We start from the raw sequence: 21594 nt of genomic DNA, 5'->3' as shown, positions 1-21594 counted from the left end.
AAACTCATCATTCATAACTCTCAACTCATAATTCTTATCGTCCCATCCAGCCGCCGTCGACGGTGAGGATGGTGCCGTGCACGTAGTCGCTGGCCGCCGAGGCTAAGAACACGGCCGGCCCTTTGAAATCGACGGCCTCGGCCCAGCGGCCGGCCGGAATGCGGGATAGAATCGCGGCGCTGCGCTCGGCATCCTGGCGCAGGGCGGCGGTGTTATCAGTGGCCACGTAGCCGGGCGCAATGGCATTCACGTTCACGCCTTGGCCGGCCCACTCGTTGGCCAGCGCCTTCACCAGCGACCCGATGGCGCCCTTGCTGGCCGCGTAGCCCGGCACGTTGATGCCGCCCTGAAACGTGAGCAGCGAGGCCGTGAAGATGATTTTGCCCTGGCCCCGCTTCAGCATCTGGCAGCCCAAATCGCGAGCCAAACGGAAGGGCGCGTCGAGGTTGATGCCAAGCACGGCGTCCCAATCTTCGTCGGAATGCTCGGCGGCCGGCGCGCGGCGAATAATGCCGGCGTTGTTGACCAGAATATCGATAACCGGAAAGTCCTGCTGCACCTGGGCCAGAAAAGCATCCACTTCCGTGCGCTGGCTGAAATCGGCTTGGTAGCTGTAGAACCGACGACCCAGCGCCCGCACCAATTGGCCGGTTTCGCCGCCATCGGGTGCCGCAGTGGCCGATACGCCGATGATGTCGGCCCCGGCTTGGGCCAGTCCCAGCGCCATGGCTTGGCCAATACCCCGGGTGCAGCCCGTGACCAGCGCCATTTTGCCCGTTAAATCAAAAAGAGAAGTCATGGAAGCTTACTATACAAGGTGTTTGAACATGAGGCGGCAGCGAACCAGCCGGTAGCTGCAATCTGCTTTTAGAGCGTCGCGCTGCCTCTCAGGCGGATATCGCGCGAGGAGCTGCCCACCAGCACGTCGAATTTGCCGGGCTCCAGCACCCACTGCTTTTTGGCTTCGCTGTAGAACTGAAACGCTTCGGCATTCAGGGGCACGGTTACCGTTTGGGCCTGGCCGGGCCGCAGGAATATTTTTTTGAAACCCTTGAGCTCCTTTTCGGGGCGCTTCACCGAGGCTTGTTCGTCGTGCACGTACACCTGCACCACTTCAGCGCCGGCCGTCTTGCCGGTATTGGTCACCGTCAGCTTCACGGTGGCGCTTTTGGGGCCGGGCGTCACGGTCAGGTGGCTGTACTTGAAGGTGGTGTAGCTCAGGCCGTGGCCGAAGGCGAACTGGGGCACCACATTGTAGGTGTCGTAGTAGCGGTAGCCCACCCAGATGTCGTCCTTATAGGTTTGCTTTAGCGGGTTGCCGGGCGTGCTGGGGTACTCGCCCAGCTTGTGCGCCGGTGCGTCTTCCAGCTTCACCGGGAACGTGAGGGGTAGCTTGCCCGAGGGATTCACGTCGCCAAAGAGGATATGAGCCAGTGCATTACCGCCTTCCATGCCGGGGTACCAGGCCTCGACCAAGGCATTGGTCTGGCCCACCCAGGGCGAAACGTCGATGGGACCGCCGCCGAGCAGCACCACCACAGTGTTGGGGTTGGCGGCCAGTACGGCTTTCACCAGCTCATCCTGGCCGAAGGGCAGGTGCAGGTCGGGCTTGTCCACGGCTTCGGCGTCATAGGCGTTGTCGCCCCACTTGGTGTAGTCGTAGCCGTGGAAGGAGCCGCCCACGTACACCACCACATCGGCTGCTTTGGCAGCGGCCACGGCTTCGGCAATCAGGGTCGGGTCGGCCTGTTGGCCTTTGGCAATCTTGTAGCCGGCGGCGTAGGTGATGGTGGCGGTGCTGCCCAACTCGTTTTTGAGGCCCTGCAAGGGCGTGATTTCATACTTGGCCTGCAGTTGCGCGCTGCCGCCGCCGCCCGCGTTTTCGCGCGTGGCATTGGCCCCGATGACGGCCACGGTTTTCACCGTTTTCTTGAGAGGCAGCAGGCCGTTGTTCTTAAGCAGCACAATGCCTTCTTCGGCCACTTTGAGGGCGGTGGCCTGGTGCGCGGCGGTGTTGTGCGCACCCGGCTGGCGCTTTTTGCCGTCCAGCATGTTGGTGGCATACATCACCCGCAGAATGCGCCGCACCTTCTCATCGAGCAGCGGCTCCAGCCTGGAGTCTTTCTTAATGGCCACCAGGGCCGCATCGGCCAGATAGAAACGGTCGTAAATAGTTTTGCTCGCGGCCGGGGTAGCCGCACCGGCGCTAGCGGTTACGCTTTGGTCAAGGCTGTTGTTTTTCAACACCAGGTCGGTGCCCATTTCCAGGTCGGTGCCGTTGCGCAGGGCGTCCATCGTGTTATGACTGGAGCCCCAGTCGCTCATCACCAGGCCTTTGAAGCCCCACTCGCCTTTCAGAATGTCGTTTATCAAGTAGGCGTTTTCGGTGGCGTACTGGCCCCGGAACTTGTTGTAGGAGCCCATCAGCGCGTAGGCCCCGCCCTGCTGCACGGCCGCCTGGAAGCCGGGTAGGTAGATTTCCCGCAGGGCCCGCTCGCTCATGTTCACGTCGATTTTGCTGCGCTGGATTTCCTGGTTGTTGGCCGCGTAGTGCTTCACGCAGGCCGACACGCCCTGGGCCTGCACCCCGCGGATGTAGCCCACCGCCATCTGGCCCACCAGGTAGGGGTCTTCGCTGAGGTACTCGAAGTTGCGCCCGTTGAGCGGAGCCCGGATAATGTTGATGCCGGGGCCCAGGATGATGTCTTTGCCCCGGAAATTGGCCTCTTGGCCCAACACCGTGCCGTAGGCGTAGCCCAGCTCGGGGTTCCAGGTGGCGGCCAGGGTGTTGTTGGTGGGCAGGTAGGTGCCCGCGTTGTGGGGGGCCTTCACGCCCTTCCAGTCGCGACCCTGCTCGGGGCGCACGCCGTGGGGGCCGTCGGAGGTCATCAGCTCTGGGATGCCGAGCCGGGCAATGCCGCCCGAGGCAAAGGCCGAGTTGGCGTGCACCATCTTGATTTTTTCTTCCAATGTGAGCTGTTTCAGCAGCGCACTCACGGCGGCTTCGTTGGCCATGAGCGCGGCCTGCTGATTCGGCGGGGCAGCGGCGCGTTTTGGCGGAGCGGAAGGTGGAGCCAGATTGAAAGCGGTAGCGGCACAGAGAATCGTGCCGGCCACCGCTACAAAGCGTACAGAGGCAAAAAGCATAGGGGTGAATTAGAAAAGGTGTGGCGGGCAAGAGCTGCCGAAGTTGACATCGTTTTTACCGAGTTTTCGCCCAGCTTATTTCTACCGGGGACGCCAGGCGCTGGGCAAACCGGGCCAGGTAGGCATCCCACTCCTGCACGGTGCGAAACTGGCCGCTCTTCGTCCAGCCGAAGCCCGCGTAAAACACGAAGGGCCCGCTGGCCGGCCGGGTGAACACCAGGAGGTTACTCTGGTCGGGCTGCTCCACGCGGTGGTCGCGCACTTCCGTCACGGAGCGCGGGTCGAGCACCACGCCCGTACCGATTTCGGCGTCGCCAACGGGCTCCCAATAGCGAAACCAGCCGGCTTTTTGGTCGGTCTGCACCACGCCCTTCTTCTCGTGTAGGGTGATGCCTACCACGAAATTGGTCAGCGCCTGCGGGCTGCCGACGTAGTCTTCGTACCGGGTCAGGTTGCTGCCCAGGTCCAGGGAAATGCGCTTGCGCTCGGTGATGGTGCGGCCGTTGGCCTGCCAGGGCGCGTAGGTAAGCTCAAACACGGTGCGGATGGGGCCGGTGGCCAGCGTTTTGTAGCCGATAAAGTTCTTGGATACCCACAGCCGGCCCTCGTCCCAGATGCCGGTGCCGCCGCAGCCGCGGCTGTCGCCCACGTGGTAGGGGTCGTAGCCCTCGCCGCGGTCCTGGTGGTAGTAGCTCGGGTCTGTTTTGTAACCGGCGTACCATTTGTCGATGACGGGGTAGGGCACCCGCTTCAGCCAGCAGTCCATGCCGCTGGTGAGGGTGCCGTCTTTGCGGCCGGTTTCGGTGAGCTGCTGCGCCACGGGGCCGTAGGTGCGGAAAGCCACCCGCTCATTCTCCCAGGCGTAGTCGTCAATGCGCTCGGGCACGAAGCGGGAGAAGGTGGTGTAGGGGCTTTTTGGGCGCTGAGCGGCGCTGTTGGCTGCCCCCGACACGGTGAACCTGCGCGTTTCCTTGGCGGCCAGGGCAGTCTGGAATAGCAACTCATCGGCTTGGCCGTCGGCGTTGTTATCGAGCAATTGGCTTACCAGCACCGTGCCGGCCGCATCGCGCACCAGCAGATTGTCGGCGCCGTAGGCCTTGATAACCCCCGCCAACCGGGCCGCCGGCAGGCTAACCGTTTCGGTGGGCCGGGCCACCGCCAGCCGGTTGCGAACGGTGAAAGCCAGCGCGGTCGGGGGCTTGGGGGCGGGCTTGGCGCTACTGTCGCCCGCCGGGTGCAGCGCCAGCGGGAACAAGAGCAGCGCCGGCCCTATTGCTCTGTTGAAACGTGGCAAGTGATAGGCCATTACGGAAGTAGGGCTTAAACGTGAGGCGGTAAATGAAACCGACTTAGCCGCAGGAGCAGTCGTGCGTTTTCGGTCATGTATTGTGGCGGGCTGGCCGGGTAACTCTCTCATTCCCTCACCCTGAGCGGACTATTCAGTCAGAGCCGTGACGTGTGCAACTACCAGCAGAATCAGTGACTGGCTACTTGGGTCAGCGGGATTGCACTACTGCGCCTGTGGGCCCGCAGTGGAGCAGCTCCTGCCGTTGCGGCGGAAATATACACGCCGTTTTCAGCTGTTATCTTTTCCGCTTTTCGCTTTTTCCCGGCTTTGCTGCACCGGAAGCAGTGATGGTTAGGGCCGACGCGCTTTTTACTAAAACTATTGTAACAAGAGCGTGCTAAAAATGAAATAGCAGATGTTTGCAACCGCTGCTATTTCTTATCAAATACATGAATAACAATAAGTTAAGTGGTATTTTATAAAATGAACCGCGACGGTTCGAAATGAGAAAGTGGGTGAGTGGGCTTCCGCAGACATTTGTAGAGCCCGTCCGCAATTAGCCGCTCCGGTACTGGGCACCGCACCTGAGTTGCCAGCAGCAACTGTCCAGCGGCCCTTGCCAACTCCAGCAGCCCTGACGGCCCTAACTCGGCAAACAAGTCACTCCGCAAAGGCGGCTCGTCGATACCCTTCGATTTCGTCAGGGAACACATAAGAGCCCGCGCCGCCTGGCCCCCTGGTCGCCGCTTCTCACTTCCGAACCAACCCAAAACTCCCGCGCATGAAGAAACTACTATCCCTGCTTCTGCTGAGCTGGTTAGCCATCGGTGCCGGCCGGGGCCAAGCCATTTCGCCCTACTTGGCCGGACAGAATGCCTGGATGCCCACGGCCCTGGGCACGCAAGTTTTCAATGGGCAGCTCGACCGGCTGTGGCCGCTGGTGAAGCAGTCGAAGGTGAAGATGATTCGCATCGGCGGCAACGGCCCGAACGTCAACCTGGTGACCAATGCCCAGTACATTGCCCTGATTGACTCCATCCGCCGCATCGGGGCCGAGCCCATGGTGCAGGTGTCGGAGGGGCGCGGGCGGTTGACGGCGGCGCAGGCCGCGCAGGTGGTGCAGCACGTCAACATCACCATGCGGCGGAATGTGAAGTACTGGATTATCGGCAACGAGCCCGACCTGACGGCGCAGCCCAACCCCACGCCCATCCCGGGCGTGGAGGCATACATCAAAGCCTTTGCTTCGGCCATGAAAGCCGTGGACCCCAGCATTCTGACGGTGGGGCCGGAAAACGCCGGTTACAACGCCTACTACCCCGCGCTGGTGGGCGGTGCCAACGACATCACCGGCAAAGACGCCAACGGGCGCTACTACATCGACATCATCTCTTTTCACACCTACGCCTTCGGCGGCAACCAGACGCGGCCGGACGTGGTCAACGCCATCCAGGGCGTGACGAGCAAGGTGACCAACCTGGTGGGCCTGCTGGCGGCGGCCAACGCCAAGCACAACCGCACCGGCGCCAGCGCCCTGCGCTGGGCCCTCACCGAATTCAACGTCAACTTCGACAACCCGGCCGTGAACACGGTGGAGGGTGTGGGCGCGCACTCCTTCATCAACGGCCAGTTCTGGGCCGAGGTGTTTGGCGTGGGCATGAAGTACGAGGCCCTGAGCATGCAGCCCTGGTCCATCCACGAAAGCAACGGCGGCCGCGGGCTGAGCGACCTGGGCTACATCGACGGCTCGGGCGCCAATTTCAAGCCGCGCTCCTCGTACTGGCACGAGATGCTGGTGGCGGAAAACCTGCACGGCACCAACCTCAACGCCACCGACAACCAGGCGCTGGTGAAAGTGGTGAGCAGCACCGACCAGGGCACCACGGCCGTGATGGTACTCAACGAAAGCGACGCGACGGCCTACGATTTCACGGTGCAGCTGTCCACGGCGGCCGTGCCCGGCGCGGCCCCGCTCAAAATCAACGTGCCGGCCGGAATCAACGCCGCTTACAACGACAAAATCCCCGCCCAGTGCACGCTGGTGCTGCTGTTTGACGCGCAGGGCGCGCTGACCCGCAAGATTGTGTACTCGCTGCAGCACGCCCAAAATGCGCTGCCCCCCTCCTACCTGAGGCCCGGCCAGTCGGTGTCGCTGGCCGGGTTCACGGCTAACAAAACCTTCAGCTGCGTGGCCCCGGAAACCGTGACCTACACGGGCTCGGTGCTGGGCGAGGCCACTTCGCTGACCTGGAATTTTGGGGCGGGTGCCACGCCGGCCACGGCCAGCGGCCCGGGGCCTTTTGCCGTGACCTACGCCACGGCCGGCACCAAGGACGTGACCCTGACGCTGGTGAACCCGGACACGACCATCGTGGTGAGCAAGCCGGCCGTCGTGCGGGTGAGCAGCTGCGCGCGCACGCCCTTCAACGGCACCCCCGCCCAGATTCCGGGCGTGGTGCGGGCCGTGGAGTACGACTTCGGCGGGCAGGACGTGGCCTTCAATGACTCGGACCCGACCAACCGCGGCCTGCAGTTCGACGCCAACGTGCCCCGACCGAACGAAGCCGTGGACACCCAGAACGGCGACGGTGGCTACGGCAACATCGGCTTCTCGGCCAACGGCGAGTGGCTGAAGTACACCGTGAACATTCAGAACAGCGGCTTCTACAAAGTCACTTTCCGGGTCTCGACGGGCGCTACCTCGGCCGCCTCGCTGCGCCTGAGCGTGAACGACGTGGACAAAACCGGCGTGGTGGCCATTCCCGCCACGGGCAGCTTTAATACGTACCAGAATATCGTCCTCAACAACGTCTACCTGGAGGCTTCGCCCAATGTCACGCTGAAGTTTGACCTGGTGACCACCAGCTTCAACATCTCCAGAATCACGTTTGAAACCCAGCCGATGACCGGCATCGTGGTAAACCGCGTGTACAACGCCGGCCCGGCCTCCGACGGCGCCGCCGACGCGGTGGAGCTGCTGGTGGTGCAGGACCACCTCGATGCCCGCGGGCTGATTGTGAAGGACTTTGATGCCGACCTAACCACTGACAACGGCGGCAAATACCAGTTCAAAGACCAGGCCCTGTGGAAAGACCTGCGCCTGGGCACCACCATTGTGCTGCGCAAGCTGGCGGCCGGCATCCCGGGCTACGTGGAGGACCTGAGCGCCTCCGATTCGCGGCTCGACCTGGCCCTGGAAAACACCACCTACCTGACTTCGCTTTCCGGGCCGGGCCAGGTGTTCAACCTCACCGATACCGACATGGTGCTGCTGAAAACCGGCAGCGCCAGCGGCGTGGCCAACCCGGTGCACGCCTTTGTGACCGGCACGGGCAATGCCACGGCGCTGTTCGCGGCCACCACCGGCCCCAAGCTGGTTTCGACTGCGGCCAACGCGGCGGGCAGCTTCCAGTACCCGCTGAGCACGGCCCAGACCACGGCCGATTTTGACGGCGCGAAGGCAGCCGCCTCTTCGTCCACGAGCTTTAACTGGGGCAATGGCTTTGGCGCGAACAACGTGGCCTACATCAACGGGCTGCGCCTGTCCATACTGCCGCCCACGCCCGACATCGTGGTGAACCGCGTGTACAACGGCAGCAACGACGGCGTGGGCACCCGCGACGCCGTGGAGCTGCTCGTCATCAAAGACCACCTCGACATCCGGGGGCTGCTGGTGAAGGATTTCGACGCCAACATCACCACCGACAACGGCGGCAAGTACCGCTTTACCAACATTCCGTTCTGGCAGGACCTGCGCGCCGGCACCACCATCGTGCTGCACAAGGTCGCGACGGGCGTGGCCAACTACGTGCAGGACACGGATGCATCGGATTTCACGGTGGACCTGCTGCTGGAAAACGCCACCTACCTCGCCAACGAAACGACGGGCACCAACGCCTTCATCATCGCTCAGTACGACATGGTGCTGCTAAAAACGGGTGCGGCCACCGGCTTGAGCGGGGCCATTCACGCCTTCGCCACCCGCGGCGGCGGCAACGGCGCGCCCACCGCCCTCTTCCAGTCCATCACTAGCCCCAAGCTGGTGTCGCCGAACAAGGAGGCCGGCGGGGCCCCCGGCGCCTACCATTACCCCCTGAACCTTAACCAGCGCGGCGCTGATTTCAGTGGTTCCGACACCGAGATTATGCTGGGCGGCGCCCCGAACTGGGGCTACGGCATGGGCAGCGGTAACATTGCCTACATTCAGTCGTTGCGCGACGCCGTGCTGCCGCCGGCCACGGCCCTAGCCGCTACCGTAACCGGCAACAGCATTGCTCTGAGCTGGACCGACAACTCCGCGACCGAAACTAACTTCGAGGTGTTCCGCTCGCTCGATGGGACGGCTTACACGCTGCTGGCCACCGTGGCCGCCAACGCCACCACCTACACCGACGCCTGCCTGGGCTACGCCACGCAGTACTACTACCAGGTGCGCGCCAAGGAAGGCCCGTTGACCTCCCGCTTCACGGCGCCCGCCCCGGGCCTGACGGCGGAGCGGCCAGTGGTGACGCTACCCACGCTCACGGCCGAATGCTCGGTGACCGCCACTACCCCCACGGCGCCCGACTACTGCGGCGGCACCGTAACAGCCACCACCACCGACCCGACCACCTATGCGGCGCAGGGCAGCTACACCATCAGCTGGCACTTTGTCTACGGCGACGGCGGCGTGGTGACCGTGCCCCAGCCAGTGCTGGTGAGCGACCAAACCGCGCCCGTGGTGCTCACCAGGAACATCAGCGTAACGCTGGTGAGCGGCAGCGCCGCGGTGACGCCCGCAAGCATTGATAATGGCTCGACGGATGCCTGCGGCGTGCAGACGCTGACCCTGGACAAAACCAGCTTCGACTGCTCGAACCTTGGCGCTAACCTAGTGACCCTGACGGTGACGGACGCGAACGGCAACACCGCCACGGGCACGGCCACGGTGACAGTAATCAGCACGACGCCGGCCCCCGCCATTGCCGTGAGCCGCACCGACAATACCTACACGGGCTTGCCGGCCAGCACCATTGCCCTGGGCTACGGGGCGCAAAGCCTGGTGCTCACGGCCTCGAACGGCACCTCGGCCGCCGCGGCCACGACCTATACTTGGTCGCCCGCCGCGGGCCTGAGCAGCAGCACTGCGGCGGCGCCGGTGTTCACGCCGACGGCGGCCGGCACCTTCACCTTCACGGTGCTGGCCACCAACGAGTTTGGCTGCGTGGCCAGCGCCACCGTAACCCTCACGGTGGTGGACGTGCGCTGCGGCAACAAGAACGACAAGGTGCTGGTGTGCCACAACGGCAACGAGCTGTGCATCTCCACTAATGCCGTGGCAACGCACCTGGCCGAGCACGGCGACCAGCTCGGGGCTTGCGGCACGGTGGCCGCCAGAGGTGCTGCGGCCCCCGCTTTGGGTTCCGGGCAGTCGGCCCGGCAAGCCACGGTGCTCGAAGCCTTCCCCAACCCCTTTGCCACGCGCGCCGAAATCCGCTTCCGGCCAGCTGCTACGGCGGCCACGCAGGTGCAGGTGTACAGCGCCATGGGCCAGCTGGTGCGCACGCTCTACGACGCCGTGGCCGAAACCGGCCGCGACTACACGGTCACGTTCGATGGCCGCGACCTGCCCGCCGGCATCTACACCTGCCGCCTAGTGAGCAACGGCACGGTGGAAACTAGGCGCTTGGTGCTGCTCAAGTAACTTGTTTTCCGCACTCCGCTGCCTACCTAGAGAAGGCTGGTGCTCCCGACAACCTTCTTTTTCTTCTAAGCAACCACTGTTTTTTTCTTCCACTAACCCAATTCCCACATGAAAAAAACAAGCGTCTACTCCCCACGCATTGTGCCCGGCCCGGCGACTGGTCACGCTTCCGAATTCCGCACCTCGGGCCTGGCTGCGGGCGTGTACACCCTGCGCTTACATGCCGATAATCAGGTGCTGACCAAGCGCGTGGTTATCGAATAGGTACCCGTGAGCATCGCCCGGCCGGCGGCAGCTGGCCGGGCCTTACCGGGCGGGCTCCTCTCCTCGTTTTTAGCTTCCTCAACGGGCTTCGCCATCGAAGCGTTGGCATTCCTCTCCCATTCTAATTGTAACCCAAAATCAACTCGTTATGAACCGTATTAAATTCACCCAAAGCGGGGCTGTATGCCTGCTGTTTGCAACCACCCTCCTGGTCTCATGCAAAAAAGACAATCCAATTCAAACGACCACTAACGGGAATTATCAGGCCGACCCCGCACCGGCCAATGCTATTTTTAGCAATATTCCTCTGAAAGAGTTTACTGCTTCTACAAACAATGAATATACCGCTGCGGAGTATGCTGCCGATTTTGGAGATAATTCCAAAACCAGCAATTGGCGTGGAGGCAAACAATGGATTATAGATAATTCCCTTCGCGTGCATTTGGATGACGGCTATTCGTATACTAATGGGTTAGTCGCGTCAAACAATGTATCAGATGGCACGGACTATGACATGAGTTATAGCTTTAAGTTTGACCCCGCCTTTACCTTTGCTGAAGGTGGAAAACTGGGTTGGGGATTTGAGATTGGTGATGGAGCCAGTGCCTGCAATGTTCCAACGGCAGGACACGGAGCTAGTGTGAGATTAATGTGGAAAAGAACATCCACTACAACTCATGCAATAAAGCCATACGTATATTATTACGATATGCCTAATACCACTGCATATCATTGTGGTGATAATCCACAAAATAAACAATTTGACGGATTAGAAAAAGGGGCATGGTACAATGTTTATATACATGTTAAAAGTAATACCTACGGCAATAAAAATGGCTATTTAAAAGTACTTATCAAAAAGAGTACGACCACCAATTGGACCGAGTTAGTAAATATTTCTGATATTCGCTGGACCAATGACCATAATTATCGTAAAATAACTAGAATATCGTTTGATACATTCAGGGGCGGAGGTGATAGTAATTGGTCTGGCCCGGCTGGGGATATTTTTTATGATGATGTAAAAGTAAATCAGCTCGCTCCATAATTTCGGCGGTGGTCTAGATGGAGATGGTGCGTTGATTGTGCTGATCGATGCACATTTTGATTCGCGCCGTGCCCATTGACAGGGAATTGCTACAGGCGCAGGATTTGCGCACTAACACGCCGCACTGCTGACGCCGAGAGCAATTTAGCGCTCCCACGATGTTGGTTTGGCCTTAGCCCTTGGGGCAGGGCCAATGCGCGCCGGGTGGCAACGCCTAGGCGTAGGCCGGAAACAGGTCCGTAACATACCAGCCATGACGGCGGCAGCGCTTGGGCAGGGCGGCCCGGAAGCGGCGGGCCGTAACTGCATCGCGCCGGCCCGCCGCTTCCGGGCCACGACGCGTCGGCTGGCGCGTTCGACGGCCAACCACAGCCAGAATTTGTGCCGTTTGTGGCCCACAAACGTCCACATTTCATCCAGCTCAAGGGCATCTCAGCGCTTTAGCTGCGATTTTTTTGGTCGCAGGCGCTACAGTGCCGGGCAGGACCACAGGTGTGGCCGTTGCGATGAATTTGCTCGCTGCCACATTTGGCTCGCAAATGCTGAGTCGTTGCCATCAACCTTCCACGAAACCCATCCTGATTTAGACCACCGCCTATTTTCAAACGATATGATTCAAATCAAGACATTAATCGCTTAATAAAGGCAGCACATGAACATCGGCAAAGCATGAAAAACCTATTAAAAATGCTGAGAGGAGCGCGCAACGCTTCTTTGCATCTGTGTGCTGGTAGAAACCCGGCAATAGCCATTGCAGCGTTGATGGCTACGTGCTGTGTTGGTTCGTGCAAGGTCAATGATTCACAAACGGCAGCAACGAAACCGGTTGTGCCAGACTGGGCATTGCCCGGCTCAGCAACCCATAAGCAGGTCCCGCCGCCAGCGGATTTTCACCGAGCCACCAAAACGTCAAGCAAGCGTATTGGCATTTTTGATGGCCAGAGCGATGTGGGAGCATCACTGGTGCCCGGAACATCAAGTTTCGAACCGACTACGAAAGAATACACCATCAATTCCGCCGGTTATAATATTTGGTATACCAGAGATGAATTCCGCTTCCTGTGGAAGAAAATGTCTGGTGATATATCCCTGGCGGCCGATGTCAAGTTTCCAAATGAGACAGGCTTTTTTGACAGAAAAGCGGTGGTGATTATCCGGCAAAGCCTTGACGATGATTCCGAAGAAGCCATGGTAGCCCGTCACGGCGCGGGCCTGATGCACTTAGCCTGGCGGCCCGAAAAGAACAAGATGGTTCTGCAAATGAAGGTTCCGGAAAAAAGCGCCATGCGCATCGGCATAGAAAAGCGGGGCGAAAGCTATGCAATGTTCATCAGTCTAAATGGAGAACCCATGCACCAGCTGGGCGACCCGATTAAACTCGCCTTCAAAGAGCCTTTTTACGTTGGCATTGGCTTCTGCTCACACATTCCGGATAAAGTAGACACCGCCATCCTCTCCAAAGTAGTGTTGGAAAACGCTGCGGGAAAACTGCAATAACTGGCAGATTGCCAATAATTACCCTTGCCCACCCAAGCCAAATCTAATCATAATGCGCTTTCTTTTAATTGGTTACTTATCCGCTGTTCTCTTTTTCACGCAAGCCTGTACTACGGCTAAAAATGCAAGCGGAAGCGTAACTGCTTCACGCACGAAAAAGGCAATGCTCAGTGCGTTGGCGTGGCAGGAGGCCCATCCAATCGTCGAAAAGTCGACCAAGGACTGGACCAACGGCGCCTACTACACTGGAGTCGCTAAAGCTCACGAGGCCACCGGCGACGCTGCGTTTTTAAAGGCGCTGCAGGGAATGGCGAAGAAGAACGAGTGGCAAACGTATATCCGCATAAATAGCGCAGACGATGTAGCCATCAGTTACGCTTACCTGTATCTGGCAGCCATCGGCGACAAAGACGCGAACTTGGTACCAACCGAAGACTTCATCAAAAAGCATTTGGCTTATCAGCAGGAACAACCGCGCAATAAGCCGCTATGGTGGTGGTGCGACGCGCTTTTTATGGCTCCGCCGGTTTTCACGGTACTTGCTGAAAGGAACAATAATCCCGTTCTGCTGGACGACATGTACAAGCATTACAAGGAAACCTACGACTTGCTCTATGATAAGGAAGAACATCTTTTTGCCAGAGACGACCGGTTTTTATGGACGGGCGCAAGCACTGATAAGAAAGAAAAGAACGGCAAAAAGATATTTTGGTCCCGAGGAAATGGCTGGGTTTTGGGCGGCCTGGCCTTAATCCTGCAAGACCTGCCGAAAGACTACGCTCAGCGCCCTTTTTTCGAACAGCTTTTTAAAGAGATGGCTGTCAAAGTAAAAGGCCTGCAGCAACCTGACGGCATGTGGACTACCAGCCTACTCTCCCCCGAATCATACGACCACACGGAAACCAGCGGCAGTGGCTTCTTCACGTATGGCATTGCCTGGGGAATCAACAATGGCTTGCTGAATCCTTCCGATTTCAAGCCTGTGGTAGCGAAAGCCTGGCCCGCATTGCTGAAAATGCAGAAACCTGACGGCATGGTTGGCTATGTCCAAAACATAGGCTTCGACCCTCGCCCGGCGACTGCGGAAAGCTGGCAAAACTATGGCACGGGTGCATTTCTGCTTGCCGGCAGCGAAGTGCTAAAAATGAAGTAAGCTCCTAAGCCATCAGAATTCATGAACAAGAATTACATCCTCCTGGCCGTCTTCCTATTTGCTGCTTGCCCGGTATTCTCCCAGGAGTGGAGAAGCAGCTTATATCCTCAAAACTGGAAGCCTGGAATGCAGGATAGCGAAGGCAGATTCCTGCACGATTTTTCCTATGCCGGATACCATCGTGGGGAGCAGGCGATTCCCGATATACAGAAGAACATAGTAGACGTCACGAAAGCCCCCCATGCAGCAGATAATACCGGGAAAGAGGATGCAACAGCCTCTATTCAAAAAGCATTGAACGATGTAGGCCAACGTGGCGGCGGCGTGGTGTATTTGCCAGCAGGAAAATACAGGATTGATGTTTCCGCTACCAAGGCCAATTCGCTAAGAATAAGTTACAGCAACGTGGTGCTCAGGGGCGCAGGCACGGGCAAAACCTTCCTATTCAACGACAATTCCAACGTCAGAAATACCTCCATCATAGAAGCTAAACCGTCCGCTGGTGGAAATTGGCTTAGCCCCGACAGCAAAGCCGTTAGCATAACGGAAGACTTGCTGCTTCCTACTCAAACTATCCCGGTTTCATCTGTCCAGGATTTTAAGGTGGGCGATTGGATAGTGTTGAGAACCGATGTTACCAAGGGGTTTATCACAGAGCATGACATGGATAGTCTGTGGGAAACCTCGCTTGTCGGAACCATATTTTACCGATACATCATTGCGGTAGATAAAAAAGCAAACACCCTATTGGTTGATGCGCCTACCAGGTATTTTCTTAAAAAAAGGGACAATGCGAGAGTTTATAAAGTAAAACCTGCCTTAAGCGAAGTTGGAATTGAAAATTTTTCGATTGCAAACAGGCAATCGATATTACCAGGTTTGGGGATGTTGGATTTTAATGTTAGTGGCACAGCTGCCTACGAAGTACACAGCTCTAATCTAATCATGATAAACGGTGCTATTAATTGCTGGATTAGGAATGTAAGCACTTACAAGCCAGAAGAGAATGAAGGCGATATTCACTTGGTTTCCAGTGGAATTCTATTGCAGAATTCTAGATTTGTAACGGTTAATGCTTGCTCTTTTCAGAAAACCCAATACTTTGGAGAGGGCGGAAATGGTTATATGTACATTTTGGCCTCTAATGACTGCCTTATTAAAGATTCTTTTGCAGCCTATGCCCGCCACAATTACGATTTTAAATCTATGAGAAGCAATGGCAATGTCATTCTGCGATGCAGGGGAGAGAATTCAACGCTTGCCAGTGATTTTCACATGCACCTGAGCATGTCTAATCTATTTGATAACACTACGCTAAACAAAGATTTTTTAGAAGCCAAATTCAGGCCTTGGGGTACACTGCCGGATATGCATGGCTACCCAACCACCCAAAGTGTTTATTGGAATACGATAGGTGAAGCCTATCCAGCAAAATCTCCTTATGTAATCAATTCAGAGCAGTTTGGGTGGGGATACATCATTGGGACCAGCGGTCCAGCCAGTGATGTTAAAACCTCGCCAACTGCTGGTAAGATAAAACAGTATGAATACGATTCGTCCCCTGAAGATTTTAAGGAAGGCATAGGGAAAGGAGAATATTTGCTACCAAAATCCCTTTATTTAGACCAACTAGAAAGAAGACTAAAGTCACGTAAATGAAGTAGTTAGGATTTCGATAGAGGTGTCGATGATTTTTACCTTTCACCGACGTTGTCAGTTACGCCATCACCGGCCGCTCCACGGCCAACTTCACCTGCCTGTTTTGGTGCAACGTCACTGGCACGCTTATCGACCGGCTGACTTACACCCAAAGCAAATCCGAGCCACACTTCCGCACTACCCAGGCCAGCAGTTCCGGCACGCCAAGCCCTAGTGAAAGCAAGAGTGAGCTTCCCAATCTCAGGCCGGTGTTCTGAACCACGGTCTTGATGCCAGAGCAATCGACGCAGCCTTGACCAGCAGAAACAACCTGCTCTGCCTGCGGCGAGCCCTAAACCGCAGCGGCCAACTGGGACTGCCAGGACTGACCAAACGCATCCGTACCCCCACCGCAACCACGCCCACTGGGCAGGTGCGCCGGAAGGGTGTCAGGGAGTAGACTAATGTTATTTCAAGTACCTGAAAGACCCCGAAGCAGTGTTGCTTCGGGCCTTTCTGTGTGGTGCATTTCTGCCGATTTCGGGGTATCTCGTTGCAGCGTCGCGCCGCTTTCTGCTAACTCCACTTTACACCTGGATAGTGAATACGCTTTGCGACGGGTAAGCGTAACCACTAGAAGTATTGCGACAGATGCGTGCTAAAAATGAAAATCAGCCTCTCAAGATTACAAATTATCAATAATCATAACATTGTTATTCAGTGAATTAACAAATAATATCAATGTGAACAATCCCTGTCAAAAATGAGAAAGAGAATGGCCGTTTCGACATAGACCTTTGGCACGCTAACTCCTTATCAGGCACGCTATGAAAACGGCAAAGGCAAGCTTCTGCAAGAGCTGCTTTTGCCGTTTGAAGCAGTCTGGGGAACCTTGGTTTTTGTGATCGAGCTAGTGGCGCTTCCTGTAGTCTTTTTTTGCAATCCCACCCATTCTCATTTCTCTATGATTCATTTTTTACCGTCTGCTCGCTTGCACGGGGCGGCTGCTGCGCTGTTGCTGGTGCCCGTGTCGGGCGTAGCGTTGGCAGCTAGTCCGGCCCCGGCCGCCAGCCTAACCTCGGCCACCGTGCAGGCCGACATCACCGTGAAAGGCCGCGTCGTGGATGACAAAGGCAGTGCCCTTCCCGGCGTGACCGTAGTAGTGAAGGGCACCACCATCGGGACCTCCACCAGCCCCGACGGTACGTTTGCGCTGAGTATCCCGGCCACGGTGGCCAACCCGATGTTGAGCATTAGTTACATCGGTTTTGCGGCGCAGGAAGTGGCTGTGGATGGCCGCACCGACATCAGCGTGACGCTGCGTGAGGATGCGCAGAGGCTCAACGAAGTGGTGGTGATTGCCTACGGCGAACAGTCGCAGAAAACGTTGACTTCGGCCGTGACGCAGATTGACGGCGAGGCCATTGGCCGGCAAACCGTGGCTACCCCGGGCGAAGCCTTGGCGGCGCTGGCGCCGGGCGTGGCCGTGCAGTCGGACCAGGGCGGGGCGCCGGGCGCGCCGCCAACCATTGTTATCCGGGGCGGCACCTCGCTGGGCACTTCCTCCGACCCGCTGTACGTGGTGGACGGCTACCCATTACAGGATGCGGCGCAGTTCAACCTCATCAATCCCAACGACATCGAGGCCATTTCGGTGCTGAAGGATGCGGCTTCTACGGCCATCTACGGCTCGCGGGCGGCCAACGGCGTAGTGATTGTGACCACCAAGCGCGGCAAATCGGGCCAGACGCGGTTCACCCTGTCGAGCTACACGGGCATTCAGCGCATCGCCAAAAAGCTGGACGTGCTGGGCCGCGACGAATACATCGACTGGCAAAAAGACCGGGTGCGGCAGCAAAACTTCAACCCCGTCACGGGCGGGTTTGGCACGGGGGCGAACCCGCTGCCGCCCGTGTTCCTGAACGACCCCGGCAGTCTGCCCGATACCGACTGGCAGGACGAGATTTACCGCGATGCCGTGATTCGCAGCGTGCAGCTGTCGGCCTCGGGCGGCACGGAAAAAGCTCGATTCAATGTTTCCGGGGCGTATTTTAAGCAGGATGGTGTCCTGCTGGGCTCGTCCTTCGACCGATTTAACCTGCGCTTCAACCTGGACGCCAACCTCACCTCTAAGCTGAAAATCGGGGTGTCGGTGGCGCCGTCGTTGGGCATTCAGGACCGGCAGGCGGCCAACGGGGCCTACAACCAATCGGGCGGGCCGGCCAACAATGGCACCCGGGCCGTGCCCAATGCCACGTCGCTGGCCCTGCTGCAGTCGCCCGCGCTGCCCGTGTTCATCGCCAACGGCGACTATGGCACGCCGGTCAACCAGGTCATCGGCGCTAACAACACCGCGTTCTACACGGCCAACGTCTTCAACCCCCGCCAAACGGTGGACCTGAACCAGAACACTTTCACCAGCTACCGGGTGTTTGCCAACACATTCCTGGAATATTCGCCGCTGCCAGGGCTGCGGCTGAAAACGGCTGGCGGCGGCACGCTCACCACCGACAACCAATCGGCCTACATTCCGGCCACCCTGGCCTCGGAAGCGGCCCGCGGCGCCAACCTTTCCACTCCGGTGCTGGCCTCGGTGTTTGCCCGCGAAAGCTCGAACCAGGCGGTTGACTTTCTGTGGGAAAACACGGCCACCTACACCAAGCAGGTGGGCGACCACAATTTTGGGCTGCTGGGGCTGTTTTCGTTGCAGAAATTTCAGGCCCGCAACACGGCCACCACGGCCCGGCCGGGCACTATTTCCACCGACCTGCTCGAAAACCCGCTGGCCTCGCCTGACCGCATTGGCGAACTGAGCTACGACCAAAACGCCTTTCTGAGCTACGGCGGACGCTTGACCTACGATTTCCGCAAGAAGTATCTGCTGTCGGCGGCGCTGCGCACCGATGCCTCGTCGCGCTTTGGGCCGAACAACCGCTACGCCGTGTTCCCGTCGGCTTCGCTAGGCTGGCGGGTGAGTGAGGAAGACTTCTGGCAGGGCATCAAGCCGGTAATGAACGAGCTGAAGTTCCGCGCCAGCATCGGCCAGACCGGCAATGCCAACATCGGCTCCTTTAATTACTTAAACAGCGAGGGCAACAGCAACTACAGCTTCGGCGGGGCGCGGGTGTACGGCTACAGCCAGCGCGGCCTGGGCAACCCCGACCTGACCTGGGAGAAAAACCAGCAGACCGATTTGGGCATCGACGCCGGATTTTTTGGCGACAAAATCACCCTGGTGCTGGACTATTACAACCGCGAAACCACCGGCATGCTGCTGAACCAGAGCCTGCCCGGCGCGTTCGGCTTTGCCACTTCCTACCGCACCAACATCGGCGGGCTGCGCAACCGCGGCCTGGAGCTGGCCCTGGGCACCACGGTCAACCTGGGGCCGGTGCGCTGGAACGTGAACGGCAACATCTCGGGCAACCGCACCAAGGTGCTCGATTTGGGTGGGGTGACCTCGCTGCCGGCCCAGGCGTCGGTGTTTGGCTGGAACAACTCGTACCAGCTGATAGTGGGTGAGCCGCTGGGCGACATGTACGGCTTCGAAGTGCAAGGCGTGTTTAAGAACCAGGCCGACCTCGACACCAACGCCCAGACGGGCAACAAGAGCGACCGCATCGGCAACTGGATTATCAAGGACCAGAACGGCGACGGCAAGATTGACGAGGGCGACCGGACCAAAATCGGCCAGGGCGTGCCCGATTTCCTGTACGGTTTGAATCAAACCTTCACCTACAAGGCGTTTGATTTGAGCCTGAGCCTGCAGGGCGTGCAGGGCCGCGACGTGATTATGGGCAACATCCGCCAGTTTTATACGCTGGCCGCCAACGGCACCAACATTACCCGCGACTTCTACAAAAACACCTGGAGCCCCGACGCTCCCGACGTGGAAACGACCTGGCCCCGCATCTCGGCCGGCGGCTTCAACCCCGGCAACCAGCTGACGGACCGGCAGGTGTACGACGGCTCGTTTCTACGGGTGCGCAACCTGACCTTCGGCTACACCCTGCCGGCCCCGCTGCTCAAACGCGTGAAGCTGCAGACCCTGCGCCTGTACCTGACCGGCCAGAACCTGTTCACCTTCACCCGCTACCCCGGCTACGACCCCGAAACAAGCATCAACGGCGGCTCGCTCATCACGCCCGGCCTCGACCAAAGCAGCTACCCCGGTATCCGGGTGTTCACGGGTGGCCTCACGGTTGGTTTTTAATCTGTTGACTTTTGAATATCATGAAACCAACTACGCTCATCCTCCGTGCTTTGCTGTTGTCCGGCCTCACGGTGAGCAGCTACGGCTGCAAAGATTTTGTGGAGCTCACGCCCCAGGATATTATTCCCGTGAGCGGCTTTTATAAGACCGAGGCCGACATTCAGGGCGCGCTCACGGGTACTTACGGCTCGATGCGGGCCGTGTACAACGGCTACTTCCAGTTCACCGAGCTGCCCTCCGACAACACCCGCACCATCAACTCCAGCGAGGTGGGCTTTGGGCAGTTCGACAAGCTGAACTGGCTGGTGAACAACGGCAACATCGCCGGGGCCTGGAACCAGCACTACACCGTCATCGCCGGGGCCAACGTGACGCTGTTCCATGCCGACAAGGTGCCGTATGCCAACCCCGCCACCCGCCCCCAAATTGAGGGCCAGGCCAAGTTTCTGCGCGCTTTGATGTACTTCAATATGGTGCGCTTCTTCGGCGACGTACCGCTGGTGCTCACCGAAATCAAGAGCCAGGCCGAAGCGTTGGCCCTGGTGCGCACGCCCGCCGCCGAGGTGTACGCCCAAATTGAAAAGGATTTGACTGAGGCGGAAGCCGCCCTCCCCGCTTCCTACCCCCCCGCCAACGTGGGCCGCGCCACCAGCGGCGCCGCTAAGGCCCTGCTGGGCAAGGTGTATTTGCAGCAGAAAAAATGGGCTTTAGCCGAAGCTAAGCTCGCCGAAGTGGTGGCCCTCACGCAGTACCAGCTGCTGCCCGACGTGAACAACGTGTTTGGCGTGGGCAAGGATAATAATGCCGAAATCGTCTTCGCCTGCCAGTACTTCAGCTCCGGCAACGGCGAGGGCAACAACTTTGCCTACAACTTCGCCCCAGTGAATGCCAACGTGACCACCGTGGCCGGTGCCAGCACCAACCTCGGTACCAAGGACCTCAACGACGCCTTCGAGGCCGGCGACCAGCGCAAAGCCGCTTTCCTCATCGCCTTCGGCACCGGCAACGCCACCGACTACTACGCCAAGAAGTTCGTGTACAACGTGCTGGCCCCGAACGAGGGCGACAACGACTGGCCCATCATCCGCTTCGCCGACGTGCTGCTGATGTACGCCGAGGCGCTGAACAACAACGGCAAAACCGCCCTAGCCATCCCGCAAATCAACCGCGTGCGCACCCGCGCCGGCCTGGCCGCCAAGCCCCTGACGCTCAACACTGCCGACACGCAACTGGCCATCGAGCAGGAGCGCCGGGTGGAACTGTGTTTCGAAGGCCACCGCTGGCACGACCTTATCCGTTGGAACAAAGCCATCAGCACCATGCAGGCCTTCAAAGCCAAGTACACTACCCTCGACGCCGCCAATGCCAACCTGGCGCCGGATGCCAATAAGGTGCTGTTTCCCATTCCGCAGGTCGAAATCCTGCTCAATAGCAAGCTGGTTCAGAATCCGGGGTATTAGGACGGGACTGAATTGCAAACGAGCTAGGGAGGTTACCGTAACGGATTCGGTGGCCTCCCCAGCTCGTTTCGCAAGTGTAGGTATCCTGAAATCGACGCTTCAACCGCATGCCGAGCGCCGCCCACGTTCAGCAAGAGGCGTGGGTAAAGCCGAACTGTCGACACGCCAACCATTGCCCACTGTAGCCTCTCGCGTAGCCGAAA

At 58.7% G+C, this 21594-nt stretch carries 12 protein-coding genes; 8 read left to right on the top strand and 4 right to left on the bottom strand.

All coding sequences use genetic code 11. From position 1 onward, the window contains the following. Window positions 1–34: 34 nt before the first annotated feature. The 3 genes from kduD to H8B14_RS18590 form a co-directional block, all read right to left on the bottom strand. Entirely contained in the window at window positions 35–799 is a 765-nt protein-coding gene (gene kduD / locus H8B14_RS18600) for a 2-dehydro-3-deoxy-D-gluconate 5-dehydrogenase KduD (protein WP_187317179.1), read from the bottom strand. A 68-nt stretch (window positions 800–867) separates the two neighbouring features. Then, window positions 868–3147, bottom strand: coding sequence for a glycoside hydrolase family 3 C-terminal domain-containing protein (locus tag H8B14_RS18595; protein WP_222840650.1), 2280 nt, complete (start codon window positions 3145–3147; stop codon window positions 868–870). Window positions 3148–3202: 55 nt separating this feature from the next. Next, a complete protein-coding gene (locus H8B14_RS18590) occupies window positions 3203–4453 on the bottom strand; it encodes a DUF4861 domain-containing protein (RefSeq protein ID WP_187317178.1) in 1251 nt (416 codons plus the stop codon). A gap of 763 nt (window positions 4454–5216) precedes the next feature. Here H8B14_RS18590 and H8B14_RS18585 point away from each other — a divergent pair. The 3 genes from H8B14_RS18585 to H8B14_RS18575 all read left to right on the top strand — a co-directional run bounded on the left by H8B14_RS18585 (window position 5217) and on the right by H8B14_RS18575 (window position 11430). After that, window positions 5217–10118 (top strand): carbohydrate-binding protein, encoded by a 4902-nt coding sequence (locus tag H8B14_RS18585; protein WP_187317177.1) that lies wholly within the window; start codon window positions 5217–5219, stop codon window positions 10116–10118. 108 nt (window positions 10119–10226) lie between these two features. Continuing rightward, window positions 10227–10382, top strand: coding sequence for a T9SS type A sorting domain-containing protein (locus tag H8B14_RS18580; RefSeq protein ID WP_187317176.1), 156 nt, complete (start codon window positions 10227–10229; stop codon window positions 10380–10382). Between the two features lie 148 nt (window positions 10383–10530). Then, complete coding sequence (locus tag H8B14_RS18575; RefSeq protein ID WP_187317175.1) at window positions 10531–11430, top strand: polysaccharide lyase; 900 nt, start codon at window positions 10531–10533, stop codon at window positions 11428–11430. Between the two features lie 214 nt (window positions 11431–11644). Here the strand turns inward: H8B14_RS18575 and H8B14_RS21200 are convergent, their stop codons facing one another. Further along, window positions 11645–11800: a hypothetical protein gene (locus H8B14_RS21200; protein WP_261990090.1), complete on the bottom strand. Its 156-nt coding sequence runs from the start codon at window positions 11798–11800 to the stop codon at window positions 11645–11647. Between the two features lie 299 nt (window positions 11801–12099). Between H8B14_RS21200 and H8B14_RS20940 the strand changes: the two genes are divergently transcribed. From H8B14_RS20940 to H8B14_RS18545, 5 genes are all read left to right on the top strand, one after another. Further along, window positions 12100–12927, top strand: coding sequence for a hypothetical protein (locus H8B14_RS20940; protein WP_222840649.1), 828 nt, complete (start codon window positions 12100–12102; stop codon window positions 12925–12927). Window positions 12928–12979: 52 nt separating this feature from the next. Then, window positions 12980–14080: a glycoside hydrolase family 88/105 protein gene (locus tag H8B14_RS18560; protein WP_187317173.1), complete on the top strand. Its 1101-nt coding sequence runs from the start codon at window positions 12980–12982 to the stop codon at window positions 14078–14080. Window positions 14081–14101: 21 nt separating this feature from the next. Further along, complete coding sequence (locus tag H8B14_RS18555) at window positions 14102–15739, top strand: glycosyl hydrolase family 28-related protein (RefSeq protein ID WP_187317172.1); 1638 nt, start codon at window positions 14102–14104, stop codon at window positions 15737–15739. Between the two features lie 943 nt (window positions 15740–16682). Continuing rightward, window positions 16683–19931: a SusC/RagA family TonB-linked outer membrane protein gene (locus H8B14_RS18550; RefSeq protein WP_187317171.1), complete on the top strand. Its 3249-nt coding sequence runs from the start codon at window positions 16683–16685 to the stop codon at window positions 19929–19931. 20 nt (window positions 19932–19951) lie between these two features. Continuing rightward, window positions 19952–21391 (top strand): RagB/SusD family nutrient uptake outer membrane protein, encoded by a 1440-nt coding sequence (locus H8B14_RS18545; RefSeq protein WP_187317170.1) that lies wholly within the window; start codon window positions 19952–19954, stop codon window positions 21389–21391. Window positions 21392–21594: the final 203 nt, after the last annotated feature.

The sequence above is a fragment of the Hymenobacter puniceus genome (genome assembly GCF_014333525.1).
Classification (GTDB): Bacteria; Bacteroidota; Bacteroidia; order Cytophagales; family Hymenobacteraceae; genus Hymenobacter.
The sequence above is the reverse complement of the archived record's forward strand: the minus strand, read 5'-3'. Positions and strand labels throughout refer to the sequence as shown.